We start from the raw sequence: 14883 nt of genomic DNA, 5'->3' as shown, positions 1-14883 counted from the left end.
CCGTCAGCCCCAATCAGAACCCGACGTGCGGATTTCCCGCATCGGGCTCCCCAGAGTCGTTCACAGGTTAGCTCGTTAGATGGTTGGATGGAGTAACTTAGGCTCCGGAAGCCTGAACCAATCTCTACTTCTCAAGTAGGACCAGTATAGACGATGTCTTTGGCTTCTCCTTCGAAGGGACCGGATCCATTGACGTTCAATTTGTCTTTTAAGGCTATGCAGTTTGTAGTCGCAATGGTAGAGCGAAAAGTACTGGTAGAATCCTCGAAGCATCATCGTCAGTTGTTTCTGCTGATCTCGCCGTTTCCAATGGCTATGCGCTCTCAGCCAAGTTCTGACGCGGTCCGTGAATTTCCGGCAGCTCTTCACACTTGGTATTCGTACAAGCGCGAATTCGCCTTTTTGTCCAACTCCGCAGACATGCTTAAAGCCCAGAAAATCGAAGGTCTCCGGATCTTCTCCGTATTCCGCTTTTCGCTCTCTTGCAAATCGTCCAAAGATCATAAGCCGAGTCTTTTCTTCTGCTAGTTCAAGACCGAATTGTTTCATCCGTTCATTTAGCAGCGTCTGAAAGTTCTCCGCATCACGTTTGTATTCGAAACACACCACGTAATCATCAGCAAATCGAATCAAGTAGGCTTCTCCTTGAAAACATCTCTTGCACCGTTTCTCAAACCATAAATCCAGTACGTAATGCAAATAGATGTTTGCAAGTAGCGGACTAATTGGGCCGCCTTGTGGCGTTCCTTCCTCATTCCGTGTGACTACTCCGTGTTGCATAACTCCTGCTCGCAGCCATTTTCCAATGAGATGTAGGATAACAGGATCAGCGACCCGATGTTCAACCATCTTCATCAACCATTCATGATTAATATGATTGAAGTAGCCCCGGATATCCGCTTCGAACACATGTCTTACCTTCTTGGTTACAATGCACGATCTGAGCGCCTTCAGTGCCATGTGCGGGTTTCGTCCCGGACGAAATCCATAAGAGATTTCCAGAAAATCCTGCTCGAAGATCGCTTCGACTACTCTCGCTACTGCTCGTTGCACCAATCTGTCTTCCACTGTAGGAATACCCAGCGGACGTGTCTTCCCATTTCCTTTTGGGATATCCACTCGCCTTACAGGTGGAGCCTTGTAGCGATTATGTCTGAGCCCTGACCAGAGATCCTCCGTTCTCTCTTTCAGATTCGCTTCAAATTGAGCCATTGTTTCTCCATCTATCCCGCTCGCACCTTTGCGATTCATCAATCCCCACGTTTCTTGTAGAAATTCAGGCGTGATGAGATGCGCAAGTGATGTGAACCGGATCTTCTTATCTTGCCGAGCCTTCTCTGTTATCTTAGCCAGTTTTGTTGACATACATTGTCCACCTCTGTGTGTGGGATATGTTTCGCTGTTAAGAGCTTACTCTGTCCTGCCGCTTCCCCCTGTACGTGGCTTTCCCACGCTCCGAGTACTACCAGCAGGTCCGACTTCCACCGCGACTTCCGCTTCCCTATGGATGGTCCTTTTAGTCGGCGTACTCCATTTTTTTTCTATGAAGATCGCGGTGGATCTCCCTAGTTCCGTTGTGCTTCCTTTTCCGCCATGCCGTGCTCTCAGACCCCGCCGGGGTCTCCGATTTCCTCGCCCTTTTACGGAAATCTACTATAGCCTTCCAAGTTTTCGACCTTGTCGGCCCCCGGATATCTCACGAGGCTCTATCGCTTCACTTGCGTTACGGCCTGGACGTCGCTCTGTCTACGCTTAACCCGTATCGTTACCTTTACGTGTTCAAGACTCGATTCCAGGTAGGGCGGCTTTTCCCTTTGCCTGGGTGGGAATTACACCCACTGAAAGCACCCAGCTTACCTAGGCGCACCGAAGTAGCCTTGGATATCGACGTCGACTACCCAATTTCCTTTGCGGTTGCAGGCTTTCCGGATACGCTCTAATGCTCCTTTAGCACCACGTTTCGGGCGGAATCCGAAGGATGTTTCATGGAAATCTGCTTCGAAAATGGGTTCAACCATTAGTTTTGTTGCCATTTGTACGACTCGGTCTCGAACTGTCGGAATTCCGAGCGGTCTTTGCTTACCATCCTTTTTAGGAATGTAATGGCGTCTCACTGGATCGGGATGGTATGTGCCTTCTTGCAGTTCACGCTGACATTCCTTTATGAAAGAAATCTCGCCTTGCTTTTCGATGTCCGCAAGAGTAATAGCATCAATGCCAGCCGCGCCTTTGTTAGCACGCACTCTTTTCCATGCTTCGCATAGAACATCCCATCTGTGAACCTTGTCGTACAATGCGTGGAACTTACGTTTCTTGTTTTCCTTGGCTGCATGACCTAGCTTTTCTTGGAGTTGTTGAACTTTTTCCTTTGGTGTCGTTAGCCGATCGGCATTCACTCACTCGTACCTCCTTAAAAAGCATAAACAAAGCAGGGCTCCTTCCCTCCCGAAGGTTATGTTGTCCTTCGGTTCTTTGGTACTATGAGCCCCTCGGACTCCCTTCCTGCAGACGACTCACTTCGCTTTTCGGGCTTATAGAGCGTCTCCCTACGAGTTTTTTTTTCGTGCAGGGGAGGGTCTCCCCAGTTCACTGCATTATCTTTCATACCATGCCGATCCCTCTACACCGGAGGATTCCTCACTGTTGTTCCAAGTTCTCCACAGCTTCCATGGCCTTCGTCTAACGTTGCAGGACTCGGCTTCCTCTTTTCCCTCTTGCGAGGCCTTTTTGACGATGCGGCAGGATTCACTTCATGTTACGGCCTGGTATGTTGCTCGCCCTGTCTCTGACAAGTACTTTTGTCGATGCGCTTTTCCGCACAGATTTCGCCATACGCAAGCATCCTAGCTACAAAGGTGGCTTGGTCCCTCCTTTGGTTGGACTTACACCAACTAGATAATGCGTGCCTCTGGGCACGCAAAACAGAAAAAGGACTCCTGAAAATTCAGGAATCCTAAAAAGATATTTGATGTATGGCCTCATTCTTATCGGAGGTTGTAATCAGCTGCGCAAGAACCAAGAAGAAAAAATAAACCCACAATAACAAAAATACCCCCGTTTATTCTTCTCCACATTAAAACTGTTTTACTTCGTGTTCTATACTTGTTTTCAAATTGTTTTGTATTGAAATTATAACTGAAAAAGATTGAAGAGTACTTCGGAAAGAAAATTGAAAATATACCAGCAGTAATTACTAGAATGCAAAGAGCTATCATACGTTCCTCCAGCGAAAATTAGCACCCTAGCTAATTTTAGAAGTTACCTTCCTTGATTACTTTTCTTTTAGATATGAGTCAATCGGTTCAAAATCTCCGCAAGAAATTATTAACTCATCACTATTGGGCATTGAGAAAAAGCCCATTGCTTGGGAAAGATATCCTTTTTCGCTTGGATCGACGTGTACATGATAACTGCTTTTATAATCATTATAAGCCAGTCTTAGTAATTCCTGTGCAAAACCAATTAATCCATTTTTACTTAAAGTGATCATCACTCGATTATTTTCTAAAATTTCAACATGTCCTACGTTATCTTTGTTTGGAAACTCGGGAGTGTCCTCATCATTATTTAAATTAACCACTACAAAATCCATGTTCTTCAACTCCTGTATACGAATGTAACCCCATTGTATCATTTTCCACAAAGGTTCGTTGAACAGAGCTGACCATAGTTTTTTTATAATCAACATCGAGTTTTAACAGAGCCAATAAAAAAATTACCCACAAGATATGGATGCCTACAATCTCGATCCACCTGTGAATGAATACCCAGTTTAAGGCCATATGGCAGGGCAACAGAAAAAGGACTCCTGAAAATTCAGTAATCCTAAAAATGGTTCTGATATTATATAATGTCGATTTCACCCAAAAGAAAAACTGACTCATGATAAAGCGGTTATGAACATACCCGCTTGAGGATTCAAACATAATTGGATCTTTTGAGAAGCTAACGGAATCCCAGTCACTCTCATCAAAGATTGAACCAACACTTTTGCTCATTTACTTCATCTACTTCTCAAGAGCTTGATTAATCTATCCCATTCCGACCGATCAATCTTTAAATCACGAACTGCCACCCTAAATCCATACTTATTAGCATATTCAACGAATATCTGATCCTCATTCAATATTTCATAGCCAATAATTCCGAATGGTTGTTTTGTCCAAGCTTCTTTTAAGAGAACTTTATCCGCCACTCATATCACCAATTAACCCCTCAATGTTAACAAAAATTCTTTCAAATTTTCATATCTGAACAGCATTAATAAATATTTAAACTATATTTGGGATACATAGGGTTTAAGAGCGACAAATAAATAAGCACTTTAATGTGAGTGCCTCTATTTTTCGTCTTTTACAACCTCAATCGGCCGTTTAACAGCTTCAATGAACTTTTCAACAAAGTGCGGATCTTCGGGATTGAGGTTATCCATAAAGGTTTCGTCAAATCCCCCAATCTCTTGCTCTTGATGTTTCGAAGTCTTCGCCATATAACCACCCCAATTCTTCAATAACGGCCAACATCACAGCATCCGAAAAGTAAGCCTTTTGTTCTGATACCGACATTGTAGCATACTTAGTCGAAGATTTTAACTGTCCGTTTATCTTTACTGAAATCGTTGCCATGACTTCATTAAATACTAAAGTGTCTACCGTTTCACCTAGTGTCGATATGCTACTGATACCACCATCATGGCCAACAGCAACGATTTGAGAGAGCGATGATTACAGTGCCAGGTTACGAGCATCCTTTATATTGTTTCTGTCCCTTGAGGATGGTTGTAAGTCAAGATAATGGAGTCATTTGGCGCCTCCCGCAGCACAAAGTCCATTTCCCTACTAAACTTAGCCTGATTGATTGTCCCGGTTGCGCGACCTAACTGCGCTCCGGTTCTACCATCTAGAAGTACTGCAATCTCCTTGGCTTGTTGATGTCCTTACCTAGCAACGCTGCGATTCACCTCGGCTAAGCGTTCCAGCGTATCTTCCGGCACCTTCTTAAGATCAATTTGAAAGCTCGCCTTTGGGTTAAACCGACGATTAGGAGTACCAGGTGGTACATATTGCTGCAAATACAGGATGCCGTTTATTATGCTGTCGTATGATTAGAAAAAGCTTCTATATAAAGCTCTTCAATTTTTCAATGAATGGTACATCCGCAGTAGCAAAATCAAACTGACTCATTTCTTTAACAGATATCCATCTATCAATTCCAAACTCCTCGTCCATTTCACGCTTCAAACATTCTTCTAAAGTTTCCCCAACCTCTAGCTTCCCTCCAGGGAAACTACCACTTGCCAGCAAGCTTGTCGGTAGACTTCCGTTGCGCAATAAGGATTTTGTTTTCTTTCATTATTAAGGCCGCGGCAACTTTTTTCATCTAGACCTCCAACAATGACTTTCCCTAAGACACTAACACTAGCACAAATCTTCAAACTTTGTTCATTTCAAATGATTTAATGCTTTTTGTCGAATAATGTAACCTAAAATATTCCATATAGTACATAATACCTAATGTGAGGGGTAAAATCCCATTCGCTACAGGGAGATGTAAATTTGAGATACAACTTGAAGCTGAGTGACGACGCTTTACTTTCGGCATACAAAGATGCTCTTATATTGAATCTAAATGAAGAGTTTATTGAATTACTTGAAAAAGAGCTAATTAACAGAGACATTGCTTTTATACGACCATCAAAGGAAGAGAAAGAATAATAATATCTAGTTAAAAAATGATGGGCGAATGGGATCTCACCCTTCACCAGAATAAGCCCTGCTAGTTTTTTTTGCTAGCAGGGTTATAGCTGAAAAAAAGCCCAAGGGATACTCCCTCAGGCGAGTTAAATAAAAGCTCTGTTATAATGCAATTAACCCTACTGATTATAAACATTGATCCTTCTCAGCAGATGATACGACCCGTCATACATCACTACATTTCCGTGTTGATTAATTGCAAAAACGTTAAATGATAGCATCCCTCCAAACGAAAACCCCATATTGGCAAAAGCACTGGCGTCGTACGTATTGGTTTTTGGGAGGTAGAGTCCGGTGTTATAAGCAGCAATATCTTTCAAACCGAAATAAGGCTGGGTTTCACCCGTTGTCTTTACTTCCCAAATCTGTCGTTGCCCTTCGACATAGAAAGTTTCGTTATCCTCGTATACCCTCAGAATCTCTTCTTTTATGTCTATGGGAGCTACGAACCTCAGATTTCCGGATTCCTCCAGTTCAAAAATCGATTGCTTAGATACATCTAGAACAAACATTTTACCATCATTCATAATGGCTGCCAGTTTCACATTTTCCTTATCAGGAGTGAAAGACATGAATACATTTGCTTGCTGACCCGATTCGCCTGCATATATGTGATCATGAAGAATATCGCTGAAGTAAAAATGCTGACCATCGGGCGTCACCATAAAGTTACCTGGATGATAAGTCGTTTTCCCGATTGTATATGTCATCATTCGAACATTGGATGCAATCTCATATATGACGGTAGATACACTCGTATCAGAAGAAAAACTACTGGTAGCCATTAAATAAAGCATATCCAATTTAGAATCATATACAAGTTTGCGCGGCGAGAGAATGCTGGCGTTAATATGCTGCTCTCCAAACTTCGGATCCCTATAGTCAAAATTAAAGCTCTGATCAAAACCGCTGTACATCACTTTCATTTCACCTGTTACTTCATTATAGACTCGAAGGATGAAACTCATCTCGGAAGCTGCATTTCGCTCTAAAATGTAGATCAGATTGTGCTGATCGGATGCCATACTGATCACATTTACATTGGGTCGTTCGAGAAAAAAATTATTGGTAAACCCCATATTCGAAGCCGTCATTAAGTTGTCGACACGAATCTCCGCAGCTCTCGGATGAGGCGTTGTGATTATAATGGATTTCGTTTCATCATTGAAAGTAACGGTTTGATTCAAGTTTTCTGCAATAAATCTCAATGGCACTAGCGTAGTATTATTCATTATGACTGCTGGCTGCTCTAGCGCCTTACTCTGATTATCAATACGAACAATTCTGTTATCAATGGAAAGTTGTATCGAATGCCCCGCATACTTGAGAGTGATGGACTGGTCCTCCGTATTCCATGTCAAATCTGCCTTCAAGGCATCTGCAATAAAACGAAGAGGGACCATTGTCGTATTATTTAACAACACAGGCGGTGTTGAAAGCGTCGTTTTCTGCCCATTCACTGCTGCCGTAACATCGTTAATGGTCAATTGAATCTTTACACCGACCGATCTTTTCCCATCATTAGCATAGCTCGTTAGGGTATAACAATTTAGCAGCATAGCTGTAAAAGCCACGAATATCACACATACCCGATACAACACATATTATCCCCCTATAGTCTAGGTGCTTGTTTTAGAAGATTTGACTTGCAAGAGTTCGTTATGCTTACGTTGCAGTTCATGAAGGATTGCATTCGTGTTGTTCAAGTTTTTTTGTGCTGTACGCGTAGCGTTAAGCAGGCTGATGCCAAATTGTTTCTCGAAATCCGGCATACTATTTCCAATAAGTTTAAACACTAGCAAACTCTTTGTTTGTTGAAGATTGTTATATGCATCGCTCTCATTCTTAATAATGGATTTAAGATCATCTGAATTACTTACTGTTTGTATAAGATTTAGTGCCATTTGGGTGGATTCATTGTATTGTTTCATTAATTCTTCAAAATCCATATTTAATTGACTCGTAAATTCATTTCCATTCGTTAAATTGGCATACTGCTGAAGTTGTTGCGAGAAAGTTAGCAAGGCTGTATCCGTATCTTTTAGCCATTGATAGACATTCGTCAAGTTTTCTAATTCTTGTTTGGCTGGATTTAATGGATTGGCTGAGGTAGATTGAGGCATTGTCACATTTACACTATATGTAGCGGGATTCCATGTCACGAGAACCCCAAGTTGTCGTAACATAGACAAGGGCACTACAGTGTGATCTTTATAAATCATTGCGGGTAATTCATCGACTTTTAAATTTTGCCCTTCGGATGTTACTTGTACAATAGGATTCCCTTCGAAATCTCCATTTAAAGTAGCAGCTCCAGCTACGCCAACTGGGACAGAGAGTACTAGTAATAATAAAATAAACCTTTTCATTGTTCACCTCGTTAGGAATTTGTTTGACTGCTACTTACATTCCACATTTACAACACGCTCTCCTTCTGGTAGGCTTGATCCTCTATTCCATTTTATGCTATAATCAAAAACAAGAACATACATTCTCTGTTTTACATTCATCCTACAGTCAGAAAAGAAGGTCAGCCATGAAAGATCAGCCTGTATTTGAGAATCTACGTGACAAGTATGCCGATGAAGACCGCGCTAAGCTTGTGATGTTGCAGTTACGAACATTAATGGGACAGAAGCAGAAGCAGAAGAAGAAATGGTATCAGAAATGGAAAACACCGACAAAGACGAAGCCAACGACTTGGAACGACTAGCACGTCCGTGCAGGCGTATAGATTGAGACAATCAAATAGAGGCTCCCCTCCGTAGCACGCTACGTGGAGAGCCTCTTCACTTTTATCGGTTTCTTTTACGTGAATAATATAAGACCCCTAAGTAATGCGCCCCTGTGAACAGGGTGAGTATACCGAAGAACAATAAGAATCCGCCGTTACGATCACGGAAAAACAATTGCACAACGAACAATGCAAGGGAAATTTCGCTCCAGAGAAGGGTTCTTTTTTTAAGCTGTGTCAAATCGGCTGTGGATTTGCTTATTTTGCGAAGATTCATGTAAGTCAGGCCAGCGAGTACGATAACACCAATGACGATCACGAGAATATAACTTGAATTGCCCGACATGTGACTCCCCCTAATTCTAGTAGATATATTATCTAAGATACATGGATTAGGACGGAATGTCTATTTGAAAATGTCATTTCGGAGCAAGGGATTAGCTTCCCCCGTTGAACTTATATTGCAAATTGACTTCTTAACTGAGTGAGGTGCCCACATCATGTCTTCCCCAACATTCAAGCCTTTAGAAACGTCCGATATTCCTTTACTGATGGATATTTACAATCATTTCGTTATTCATTCAACCTATTCGTTCCATACGGAGCCTGTTGCGTTACCCGAATTCACAGAAAGTGTCGTCCACGCTAATCCTCGTTATCAAACGTATGTCATTCTGCTAGATGAGAAGTTGCAAGGCTATGTTCAAATTATGCCCCATAAGAAAAAACAAGCCTATGATACAACAGGTGAAGTGACCATTTATCTTCATCCAGCATGCGTTGGCAAGGGGATCGGATCTGCCTCTATTCAATATGTTGAAGCGTTCGCGAAGGAGCGCGACTTCCATTCTTTAATTGCAACTGTTTGTGCGGATAATTCAGCTAGCATCCATATGTTCACCCGAAATGGCTACCAACAATGTGCACACTATCGAGAGGTTGGCTTCAAATGGGGTCATTTTTTAGATATTGTTACGTTTCAAAAAATTATTTCATAGCCTATCCCCCTTGTTACTCGGCCCCTCTTATAGAAGAATCTGTTTCCGTTATTTGCACGGGATAATTTCGCCTCCCCTTACAAAACCTAGAGTATAGTCATAATGCTCGGAGGGGATTGTCATGACCAAGCGGCTTTGGTCCTTTAGCATCGTTTGTCTGCTTGTAACCAGCTGCGGTACGCCTTTAACGAAGCCTTTTCAAAATCAGAGCTCAACCCAACATTCGACTCCAGATGTCACTCAGACATCCCTGGAGGCTATTAGGGACTTTACGGAGTCCCCGTTGATTACAGATGCTTCCGGTTCCAAGCAATTGAGCATGTTGCCACCCGCGAGCACGCCCTCTGCTTCTGCGTTGCCCACAGCACCTACACGAGCTCCAAACCCTACACTTGCTCCACGTCCTACGTTGACTCCCAGCTTGAAGCCTAAGATCAATCCGAAAAGGCCTGTAGCTCAACCCGAGGTCTCTAAGCGTCCTTCTTTGCCCGTTCAAAAAAATCAAGGCCAAGTTAGAATTTCTCAGAAAAAGCTTACACTCTCTCAGCTGGTTGTTAAATATCCCGACACGTTCAAGCTCCGCGGCTCCAGTCAGGAGAAGAAAGTCGCGTTAACCTTTGACGATGGACCCGATACTCGGTTTACGCCGAAAGTACTTGATGCCTTAAAAGCAAATCAAGTGAAAGCAACCTTTTTCGTACTTGGTGCTATGGCTAACTCGCATCCCGATGTCATCAAGCGAATCGTGAATGAGGGGCATGTCATCGGCAACCACTCCTACAGCCATGAGAATTTACCAAAGCTCTCTGTGGATAAATTTCAAAACCAAATTGAGAGTACAGAAAACATTTTACACAACCTTATCGGCTACGCACCTAGGTTAATCCGTCCCCCCTATGGCGCAATTAACGAAGAACAGGTCAAATGGATTGCAGATCATCACTACTTAATTGTGAACTGGAATGTCGATTCCCTCGACTGGAAATCACTGAATTCCGATCAGGTCCTTCACAATATCATGCAGCAAACGAAACCCGGGTCTATTATTCTCCAGCATTCTGGAGGTGCGGACAGTCAAGATCTATCAGGCACCGTGCAAGCAATTGGACCATTAATTACTAAGCTTAAGGCAGCTGGTTATACGTTCGTCACAGTTCCTGAGCTGCTACACGTAACCAAAAGCAAATAATACACATGCAAAAAGCAGTCTTACCGGGTTCATCCCCAGCAGACTGCTTTCTTCTTAATACATCTAACGCCAATTACTCGCTCATCTGAGCAGCAGGCATGGCTGATTTACAATCGGCACAATAGCCAAATATTTCAAACCGATGGCTTTGAATCTCAAAGCTCTCCGGCAAATCCTTTACAAGCTTCATCGGACAGAACTCAAACGTCACAGTCTTCTCGCAGCTGACGCAAATCATGTGATGATGATGATGGGACAAACAACTCGCTTTGAACTTCAAGCCATCCGCCAAATGAAATTGCTCCAGAACACCCATCTCGCTCAACAATCGGAGATTGCGATACACCGTATCGAAGCTTACGCCTGGATATTTTATTTTCATATGATCATAAACATCCTTCGGCGCTAAGTAACTGCCCGATTCTGCGAATAAGGTCGCTAAGCTTCTGCGCTGCTCTGTAATGCGCCAGCCCTTCTGCGACATCGCTCTTAGCATCTCATCAATCGTATCCGTATGCGTACTCACTTGCATTACCCCTCTGTGTTGAAATGTTCTCCTATTATAGTGCAGCAAATAGGCCACTTGCGTCAAGTGTAGAACGATGACGGAAATTGTATGCACCGGATTTTAGCCAAGGACTTGCCATTAGGCTGTTTATCTTCTATGTATCCGACTCCGCTTCTAATTTCAGCAACTCTGTGCGAATGACATCCTTGGCAAAGTTCTCCCCAATGAAGACTGCTACGTCAGGCACGTCGCCCTTAGGCGTTATTTTCACAAAATCCATTTCTCTATAGGCGTATTGGAATAAGAACCGGCTTGATGTATCCGAGAAGCTGAGAATCCCTTTGGCACGATACACTTCCTGAGGAAGTTGGCTCACGAATTGTTCAAATGCGTTACTATCTACGGCCCGTTCAAAAAAATGGGTATACGCCATTACATGGTTATGCGAATGATGATGATCATGCTCATGATGATGCTCGTGGCTATGCGGAACTACCTCTTCATTCGATTCTACCTGAACTGGTGACCTGTCAGAACCCTCTGTATGAATATCTTCAATTAGCTTGATATCGATCTGACTGAAGACGGTATAATGCAAATCCGCATAAGGATTCCATTCCCTTACGAGATCATGCACTTCTTGAAGCGCCGATTCCTGCAGCAAGTCCGTCTTATTGAGCAGGAGCAAGTTCGCACATCGAATTTGATCCCGCATGAGACGGTAGGTTTTTCCGCGACTTGTTCGATTTAATTCAAGTAGCTGCGGGGCATCTACAACTGTGATGATGGCTGAAAGCTCTATCGGGAGTATGAGCGAAGCGTCCGTAATCTCATCAATAATTTCCATAGGATTCGCAATCCCCGTCGATTCAACGAAAATTAAATCTGGCTGTTCCCCTGTCACTAATTCGTTCAACGCTGTGCCAAGATCACCACGACTCGAACAGCAAATGCATCCGCCAAGCAGTTCCGACATAGGGACTTCATTAGCAATTAATTGTCCATCCAAATTCACCTCGCCTATTTCGTTCATAATCACAGCCGGCTTGCGGCCCGCTTCGGTGAAATAATCGATGGCTTTGGTGAGCAAAGTCGTTTTACCACTCCCCAGAAATCCAGATAACACATAGACATGAACTCGTTTGTTTGCCATTTATGCTGCTTACCTCCATCCTCGGGCTAATTACGCCCACGCTTACTCGGTCTTCACTTCAAATTTGGTGGCCAAGATCGGCCATTTCCCAACAATGCCCGCTAAAAAAGGAAATAATTTTGCCCACAATAGACTTGTACTTGGATCTGCCGGCTTTAAAGGAAGCTCTATACGTTCGTACAGAATTTTCGCTGCTTCTTGAACAAGTTCAAGCGCCAAGTCCTCAGGTGCCATTTCGGCAACTGCTTCTAATCTAGGGAGATAATTGTGTCCGATCGACTCCGATAAACGATGCTCCGCTATGTTGTCTGAAGCCATCACCTCGCCCATACCTCGACTGACTAGGCGTGCTGTTTCTTCATCGAATGCGTGCGGAATACAGTAAATCTCCAACGCCAAAGCCGCTATGTAAATCTCTCTTAACAGTTCATCTTCTTTGGCCATCGTTAAGACAGGTTGTGGTAGATAGGCCATAATGGCAGGCTTCAACGTGTCCCAACTATTTTCTATGCTTTTCATCGTAAACTGCATCATCGCTGCTGCCAGCTCCACAGGTGTAATTTGTTTCTTCTCTAACTCTTGCATAGGTGTTACCCCTCTTCTCTGTCATGACTTGTAAAGTGGATCGTCAGCTCAATAATTTCCGATTGGCTTCCCAATCGTATCGGTGGTCCCCATGTACCGAAGCCCGAGGACACCATCGCATGTAAATTCCCTTTGCGTAAATAGCCCCAATCTAATTCAAAGATCCGTCTAGTGAACAGATGGTTCGGCGCTATTTGACCGCGGTGCGTATGACCTGACAAATTCACATCAACGCCTGCGGCGGCCGCTACGTCTAACTGGTACGGTTGATGGTCCATAACGATAATCGGCTGGGCAAGGTCTAGTCCCTCCATCAAGGAGACTAACGCTTTACGTCCTCCAGCGGAATGTTCCGCAGACTTATCTTTACGCCCTACAAGATAGAAGCGTTCTTGGACATGAACAACTTCATCCATCAGCACACGAACGCCGATTTGTTCCATTTGTTCCACGAAGGCCGGAATATGTCCGCCATAGTATTCATGGTTGCCAAGCACAGCATACACGCCTAACGGTGCCTGCAACTCTCGCATGGTCTGTCCCATTTGATAACGAATAAAAGGTTTAATATCATCATCAATGACATCTCCCGGCAGCAGAATCAGATCAGGTTTCATCGCATTCACATGCTTAACAAGCTTGCGCAAGTGGCGATTGCCGACGACAGCACCTAAATGAATATCCGAAGCGACTGCGACCCGAAGCTGTTCCCAGTCCCCCGCTTGTTTAGGAATCGTAATCTCATATTTGCGGATAACCGGGGTTCGCGCCAGATATGAGCCTGCTAGGAGGAGAATAAATAGAATGGCTATAACGATCCACCCCAGTATTGGCACATAGCTAGCTGATGACACCGAGGCTGCATACAACACCCCAATCGCCACATCCGTGATCGGCAAAAGAAGAATGCCAAATTGGATGAGAGCCAACCAATAGGAACCCATGATATTAAGCAGTCGTGTTAGCGTTGGCGGCAGCACCTTCGTTCCAAACCGCCCGATGACATAGGAGAACGCAATGATCCAAAACACCGGCCAATACAACCAGGGATGAAATGAATCACCCAATAAATGCGATAAAAAAACCTTCAAGTGCCAGCCTATATAGCCGTTGATCGCCGCTACAATAGCAAGTATAATCGTGACCCTGAGCAACATACCATTTCTCATGTTTCTTGACGCTCCTATTCTCTGCTAGCCTCTACCTTTTAAAGCAAAAGACTTATTGGCTCTATACATTCCTCATCATCATTACGCACATTCCCCACTCGGCTAGACACCGGGTACGCCATCATGAGCTCCGAGGGGTATGGCTGCAGAAGCGGACGAAGTTCATCCACATTCTTCCTACTCCGATCTAACCAAACAGCTTCCTTCTCTCGTGGCAAAATGACCGGCATACGCTCATGAATATCCTTCATCATCTCGTTCGATTCCGTGGTAATGACCGTACACGTTGAGATGCGCACACCTTCGGGAGATGTCCATGTATCGTAAAGCCCTGCCATACTGAACAGTTCCTTGCTGCGCAACATGATGCGCATGGGCTGCTTATGCTTGCCGCTTCCTTTCCAGTCATAGAAAGAATCTGCTGGGATCAGGCAGCGTTTACGTTCAAATGGCTTGCGGAAGGCAGGCTTGTCCGCCAAGGTTTCGGAGCGCGCATTGAGCATCTGATAGCCAACTTTCTCATCTTTGGCCCATTCTGGAATCAGTCCCCAGCGCAGTTCGCCTAGCTTATTTCGCTGCCCGTCATGGACGATCGCCATCACCTGCTGTCCGGGCGCAACATTATACTTAGGGCTATATCTCGGCATAAAAGTATCGTACATATCGTAACGCAGCATCAATTCCTCTAACGTTACAGTGATCGTGTAGCGTCCGCACATAGGTTAACATCCTTCTCCTTCACACCGTTATCCCATTCCCCTCTCTCCATTATGGAAAAAAGATAGGCTTACGTC

Annotated in this window: 19 protein-coding genes; 4 read left to right on the top strand and 15 right to left on the bottom strand. The window is 43.9% G+C overall.

Annotated elements, in window-relative coordinates:
- Positions 1-75: 75 nt before the first annotated feature.
- From ltrA to GC096_RS30540, 7 genes are all read right to left on the bottom strand, one after another.
- Positions 76-1365 (bottom strand): group II intron reverse transcriptase/maturase, encoded by a 1290-nt coding sequence (gene ltrA / locus GC096_RS30565; protein WP_171635593.1) that lies wholly within the window; start codon positions 1363-1365, stop codon positions 76-78.
- Positions 1366-1853: 488 nt separating this feature from the next.
- A complete protein-coding gene (locus GC096_RS30560) occupies positions 1854-2396 on the bottom strand; it encodes a reverse transcriptase domain-containing protein (protein WP_312886374.1) in 543 nt (180 codons plus the stop codon).
- Between the two features lie 588 nt (positions 2397-2984).
- Positions 2985-3215 (bottom strand): DUF6199 family natural product biosynthesis protein, encoded by a 231-nt coding sequence (locus GC096_RS39705; RefSeq protein ID WP_512699183.1) that lies wholly within the window; start codon positions 3213-3215, stop codon positions 2985-2987.
- Between the two features lie 56 nt (positions 3216-3271).
- Positions 3272-3592: an Imm32 family immunity protein gene (locus tag GC096_RS30555; RefSeq protein ID WP_171635592.1), complete on the bottom strand. Its 321-nt coding sequence runs from the start codon at positions 3590-3592 to the stop codon at positions 3272-3274.
- Positions 3573-3998, bottom strand: coding sequence for a hypothetical protein (locus GC096_RS30550; protein WP_171635590.1), 426 nt, complete (start codon positions 3996-3998; stop codon positions 3573-3575). The genes GC096_RS30555 and GC096_RS30550 overlap by 20 nt, the downstream gene beginning before the upstream one ends.
- Before the next feature lie 341 nt (positions 3999-4339).
- Positions 4340-4489, bottom strand: a complete 150-nt coding sequence (locus GC096_RS30545; protein ID WP_171635589.1) for a hypothetical protein — start codon at positions 4487-4489, stop codon at positions 4340-4342.
- A gap of 628 nt (positions 4490-5117) precedes the next feature.
- A complete protein-coding gene (locus GC096_RS30540; RefSeq protein WP_376769535.1) occupies positions 5118-5303 on the bottom strand; it encodes an NUDIX domain-containing protein in 186 nt (61 codons plus the stop codon).
- Between the two features lie 252 nt (positions 5304-5555).
- Between GC096_RS30540 and sda the strand changes: the two genes are divergently transcribed.
- Positions 5556-5714 (top strand): sporulation histidine kinase inhibitor Sda, encoded by a 159-nt coding sequence (sda, locus tag GC096_RS30535; RefSeq protein WP_376769534.1) that lies wholly within the window; start codon positions 5556-5558, stop codon positions 5712-5714.
- A gap of 158 nt (positions 5715-5872) precedes the next feature.
- Here sda and GC096_RS30530 read toward each other — a convergent pair whose 3' ends face one another.
- Positions 5873-7354 carry a copper amine oxidase N-terminal domain-containing protein gene (locus GC096_RS30530; RefSeq protein WP_171635587.1) on the bottom strand — a complete coding sequence of 494 codons (1482 nt, stop codon included), beginning with the start codon at positions 7352-7354 and terminating at the stop codon, positions 5873-5875.
- Positions 7355-7372: 18 nt separating this feature from the next.
- Positions 7373-8122 (bottom strand): hypothetical protein, encoded by a 750-nt coding sequence (locus tag GC096_RS30525; protein ID WP_171635585.1) that lies wholly within the window; start codon positions 8120-8122, stop codon positions 7373-7375.
- Positions 8123-8289: 167 nt separating this feature from the next.
- Between GC096_RS30525 and GC096_RS30520 the strand changes: the two genes are divergently transcribed.
- Entirely contained in the window at positions 8290-8466 is a 177-nt protein-coding gene (locus GC096_RS30520; RefSeq protein WP_171635584.1) for a hypothetical protein, read from the top strand.
- A gap of 82 nt (positions 8467-8548) precedes the next feature.
- Here the strand turns inward: GC096_RS30520 and GC096_RS30515 are convergent, their stop codons facing one another.
- Positions 8549-8833, bottom strand: coding sequence for a hypothetical protein (locus GC096_RS30515; RefSeq protein ID WP_056624777.1), 285 nt, complete (start codon positions 8831-8833; stop codon positions 8549-8551).
- 154 nt (positions 8834-8987) lie between these two features.
- On the opposite strand from GC096_RS30515, the gene GC096_RS30510 reads away from it, so the two are divergent.
- On the top strand, positions 8988-9485 hold the full coding sequence (locus GC096_RS30510; RefSeq protein WP_171635582.1) for a GNAT family N-acetyltransferase: 498 nt from the start codon (positions 8988-8990) through the stop codon (positions 9483-9485).
- Between the two features lie 121 nt (positions 9486-9606).
- Positions 9607-10674 carry a polysaccharide deacetylase family protein gene (locus tag GC096_RS30505; RefSeq protein ID WP_246303058.1) on the top strand — a complete coding sequence of 356 codons (1068 nt, stop codon included), beginning with the start codon at positions 9607-9609 and terminating at the stop codon, positions 10672-10674.
- A 73-nt stretch (positions 10675-10747) separates the two neighbouring features.
- On the opposite strand, the gene GC096_RS30500 is transcribed toward GC096_RS30505, so the two are convergent.
- From GC096_RS30500 to GC096_RS30480, 5 genes are all read right to left on the bottom strand, one after another.
- Positions 10748-11206 (bottom strand): Fur family transcriptional regulator, encoded by a 459-nt coding sequence (locus GC096_RS30500; protein ID WP_171635580.1) that lies wholly within the window; start codon positions 11204-11206, stop codon positions 10748-10750.
- Between the two features lie 130 nt (positions 11207-11336).
- Complete coding sequence (locus GC096_RS30495; protein ID WP_171635579.1) at positions 11337-12335, bottom strand: CobW family GTP-binding protein; 999 nt, start codon at positions 12333-12335, stop codon at positions 11337-11339.
- A 42-nt stretch (positions 12336-12377) separates the two neighbouring features.
- Entirely contained in the window at positions 12378-12920 is a 543-nt protein-coding gene (locus GC096_RS30490; protein ID WP_171635577.1) for a hypothetical protein, read from the bottom strand.
- A 5-nt stretch (positions 12921-12925) separates the two neighbouring features.
- On the bottom strand, positions 12926-14089 hold the full coding sequence (locus tag GC096_RS30485) for a metallophosphoesterase (RefSeq protein WP_171635575.1): 1164 nt from the start codon (positions 14087-14089) through the stop codon (positions 12926-12928).
- Positions 14090-14127: 38 nt separating this feature from the next.
- Positions 14128-14808, bottom strand: coding sequence for an SOS response-associated peptidase (locus GC096_RS30480; RefSeq protein WP_171635573.1), 681 nt, complete (start codon positions 14806-14808; stop codon positions 14128-14130).
- Positions 14809-14883: the final 75 nt, after the last annotated feature.

Origin of the sequence: Paenibacillus plantarum (assembly GCF_013141695.1) — a bacterium.
GTDB classification, from domain to species: Bacteria; Bacillota; Bacilli; order Paenibacillales; family NBRC-103111; genus Paenibacillus_E; species Paenibacillus_E plantarum.
This window is presented reverse-complemented; position numbering and strand designations above follow the sequence as displayed.

Excerpts from the sequence above, each read along its gene's own strand:
- GC096_RS30480 (WP_171635573.1), bottom strand. The coding sequence starts at position 14,808 with ATGTGCGGACGCTACACGATCACTGTAACGTTAGAGGAATTGATGCTG.
- GC096_RS30485 (WP_171635575.1), bottom strand. The coding sequence starts at position 14,089 with ATGAGAAATGGTATGTTGCTCAGGGTCACGATTATACTTGCTATTGTA.
- GC096_RS39705 (WP_512699183.1), bottom strand. The coding sequence starts at position 3,215 with ATGATAGCTCTTTGCATTCTAGTAATTACTGCTGGTATATTTTCAATT.
- GC096_RS30500 (WP_171635580.1), bottom strand. The coding sequence starts at position 11,206 with ATGCAAGTGAGTACGCATACGGATACGATTGATGAGATGCTAAGAGCG.
- GC096_RS30510 (WP_171635582.1), top strand. The coding sequence starts at position 8,988 with ATGTCTTCCCCAACATTCAAGCCTTTAGAAACGTCCGATATTCCTTTA.
- ltrA (WP_171635593.1), bottom strand. The coding sequence starts at position 1,365 with ATGTCAACAAAACTGGCTAAGATAACAGAGAAGGCTCGGCAAGATAAG.
- GC096_RS30505 (WP_246303058.1), top strand. The coding sequence starts at position 9,607 with ATGACCAAGCGGCTTTGGTCCTTTAGCATCGTTTGTCTGCTTGTAACC.
- GC096_RS30555 (WP_171635592.1), bottom strand. The coding sequence starts at position 3,592 with ATGGATTTTGTAGTGGTTAATTTAAATAATGATGAGGACACTCCCGAG.
- GC096_RS30495 (WP_171635579.1), bottom strand. The coding sequence starts at position 12,335 with ATGGCAAACAAACGAGTTCATGTCTATGTGTTATCTGGATTTCTGGGG.
- GC096_RS30550 (WP_171635590.1), bottom strand. The coding sequence starts at position 3,998 with ATGAGCAAAAGTGTTGGTTCAATCTTTGATGAGAGTGACTGGGATTCC.
- GC096_RS30490 (WP_171635577.1), bottom strand. The coding sequence starts at position 12,920 with ATGCAAGAGTTAGAGAAGAAACAAATTACACCTGTGGAGCTGGCAGCA.
- GC096_RS30520 (WP_171635584.1), top strand. The coding sequence starts at position 8,290 with ATGAAAGATCAGCCTGTATTTGAGAATCTACGTGACAAGTATGCCGAT.
- GC096_RS30525 (WP_171635585.1), bottom strand. The coding sequence starts at position 8,122 with ATGAAAAGGTTTATTTTATTATTACTAGTACTCTCTGTCCCAGTTGGC.
- GC096_RS30545 (WP_171635589.1), bottom strand. The coding sequence starts at position 4,489 with ATGGCGAAGACTTCGAAACATCAAGAGCAAGAGATTGGGGGATTTGAC.
- GC096_RS30515 (WP_056624777.1), bottom strand. The coding sequence starts at position 8,833 with ATGTCGGGCAATTCAAGTTATATTCTCGTGATCGTCATTGGTGTTATC.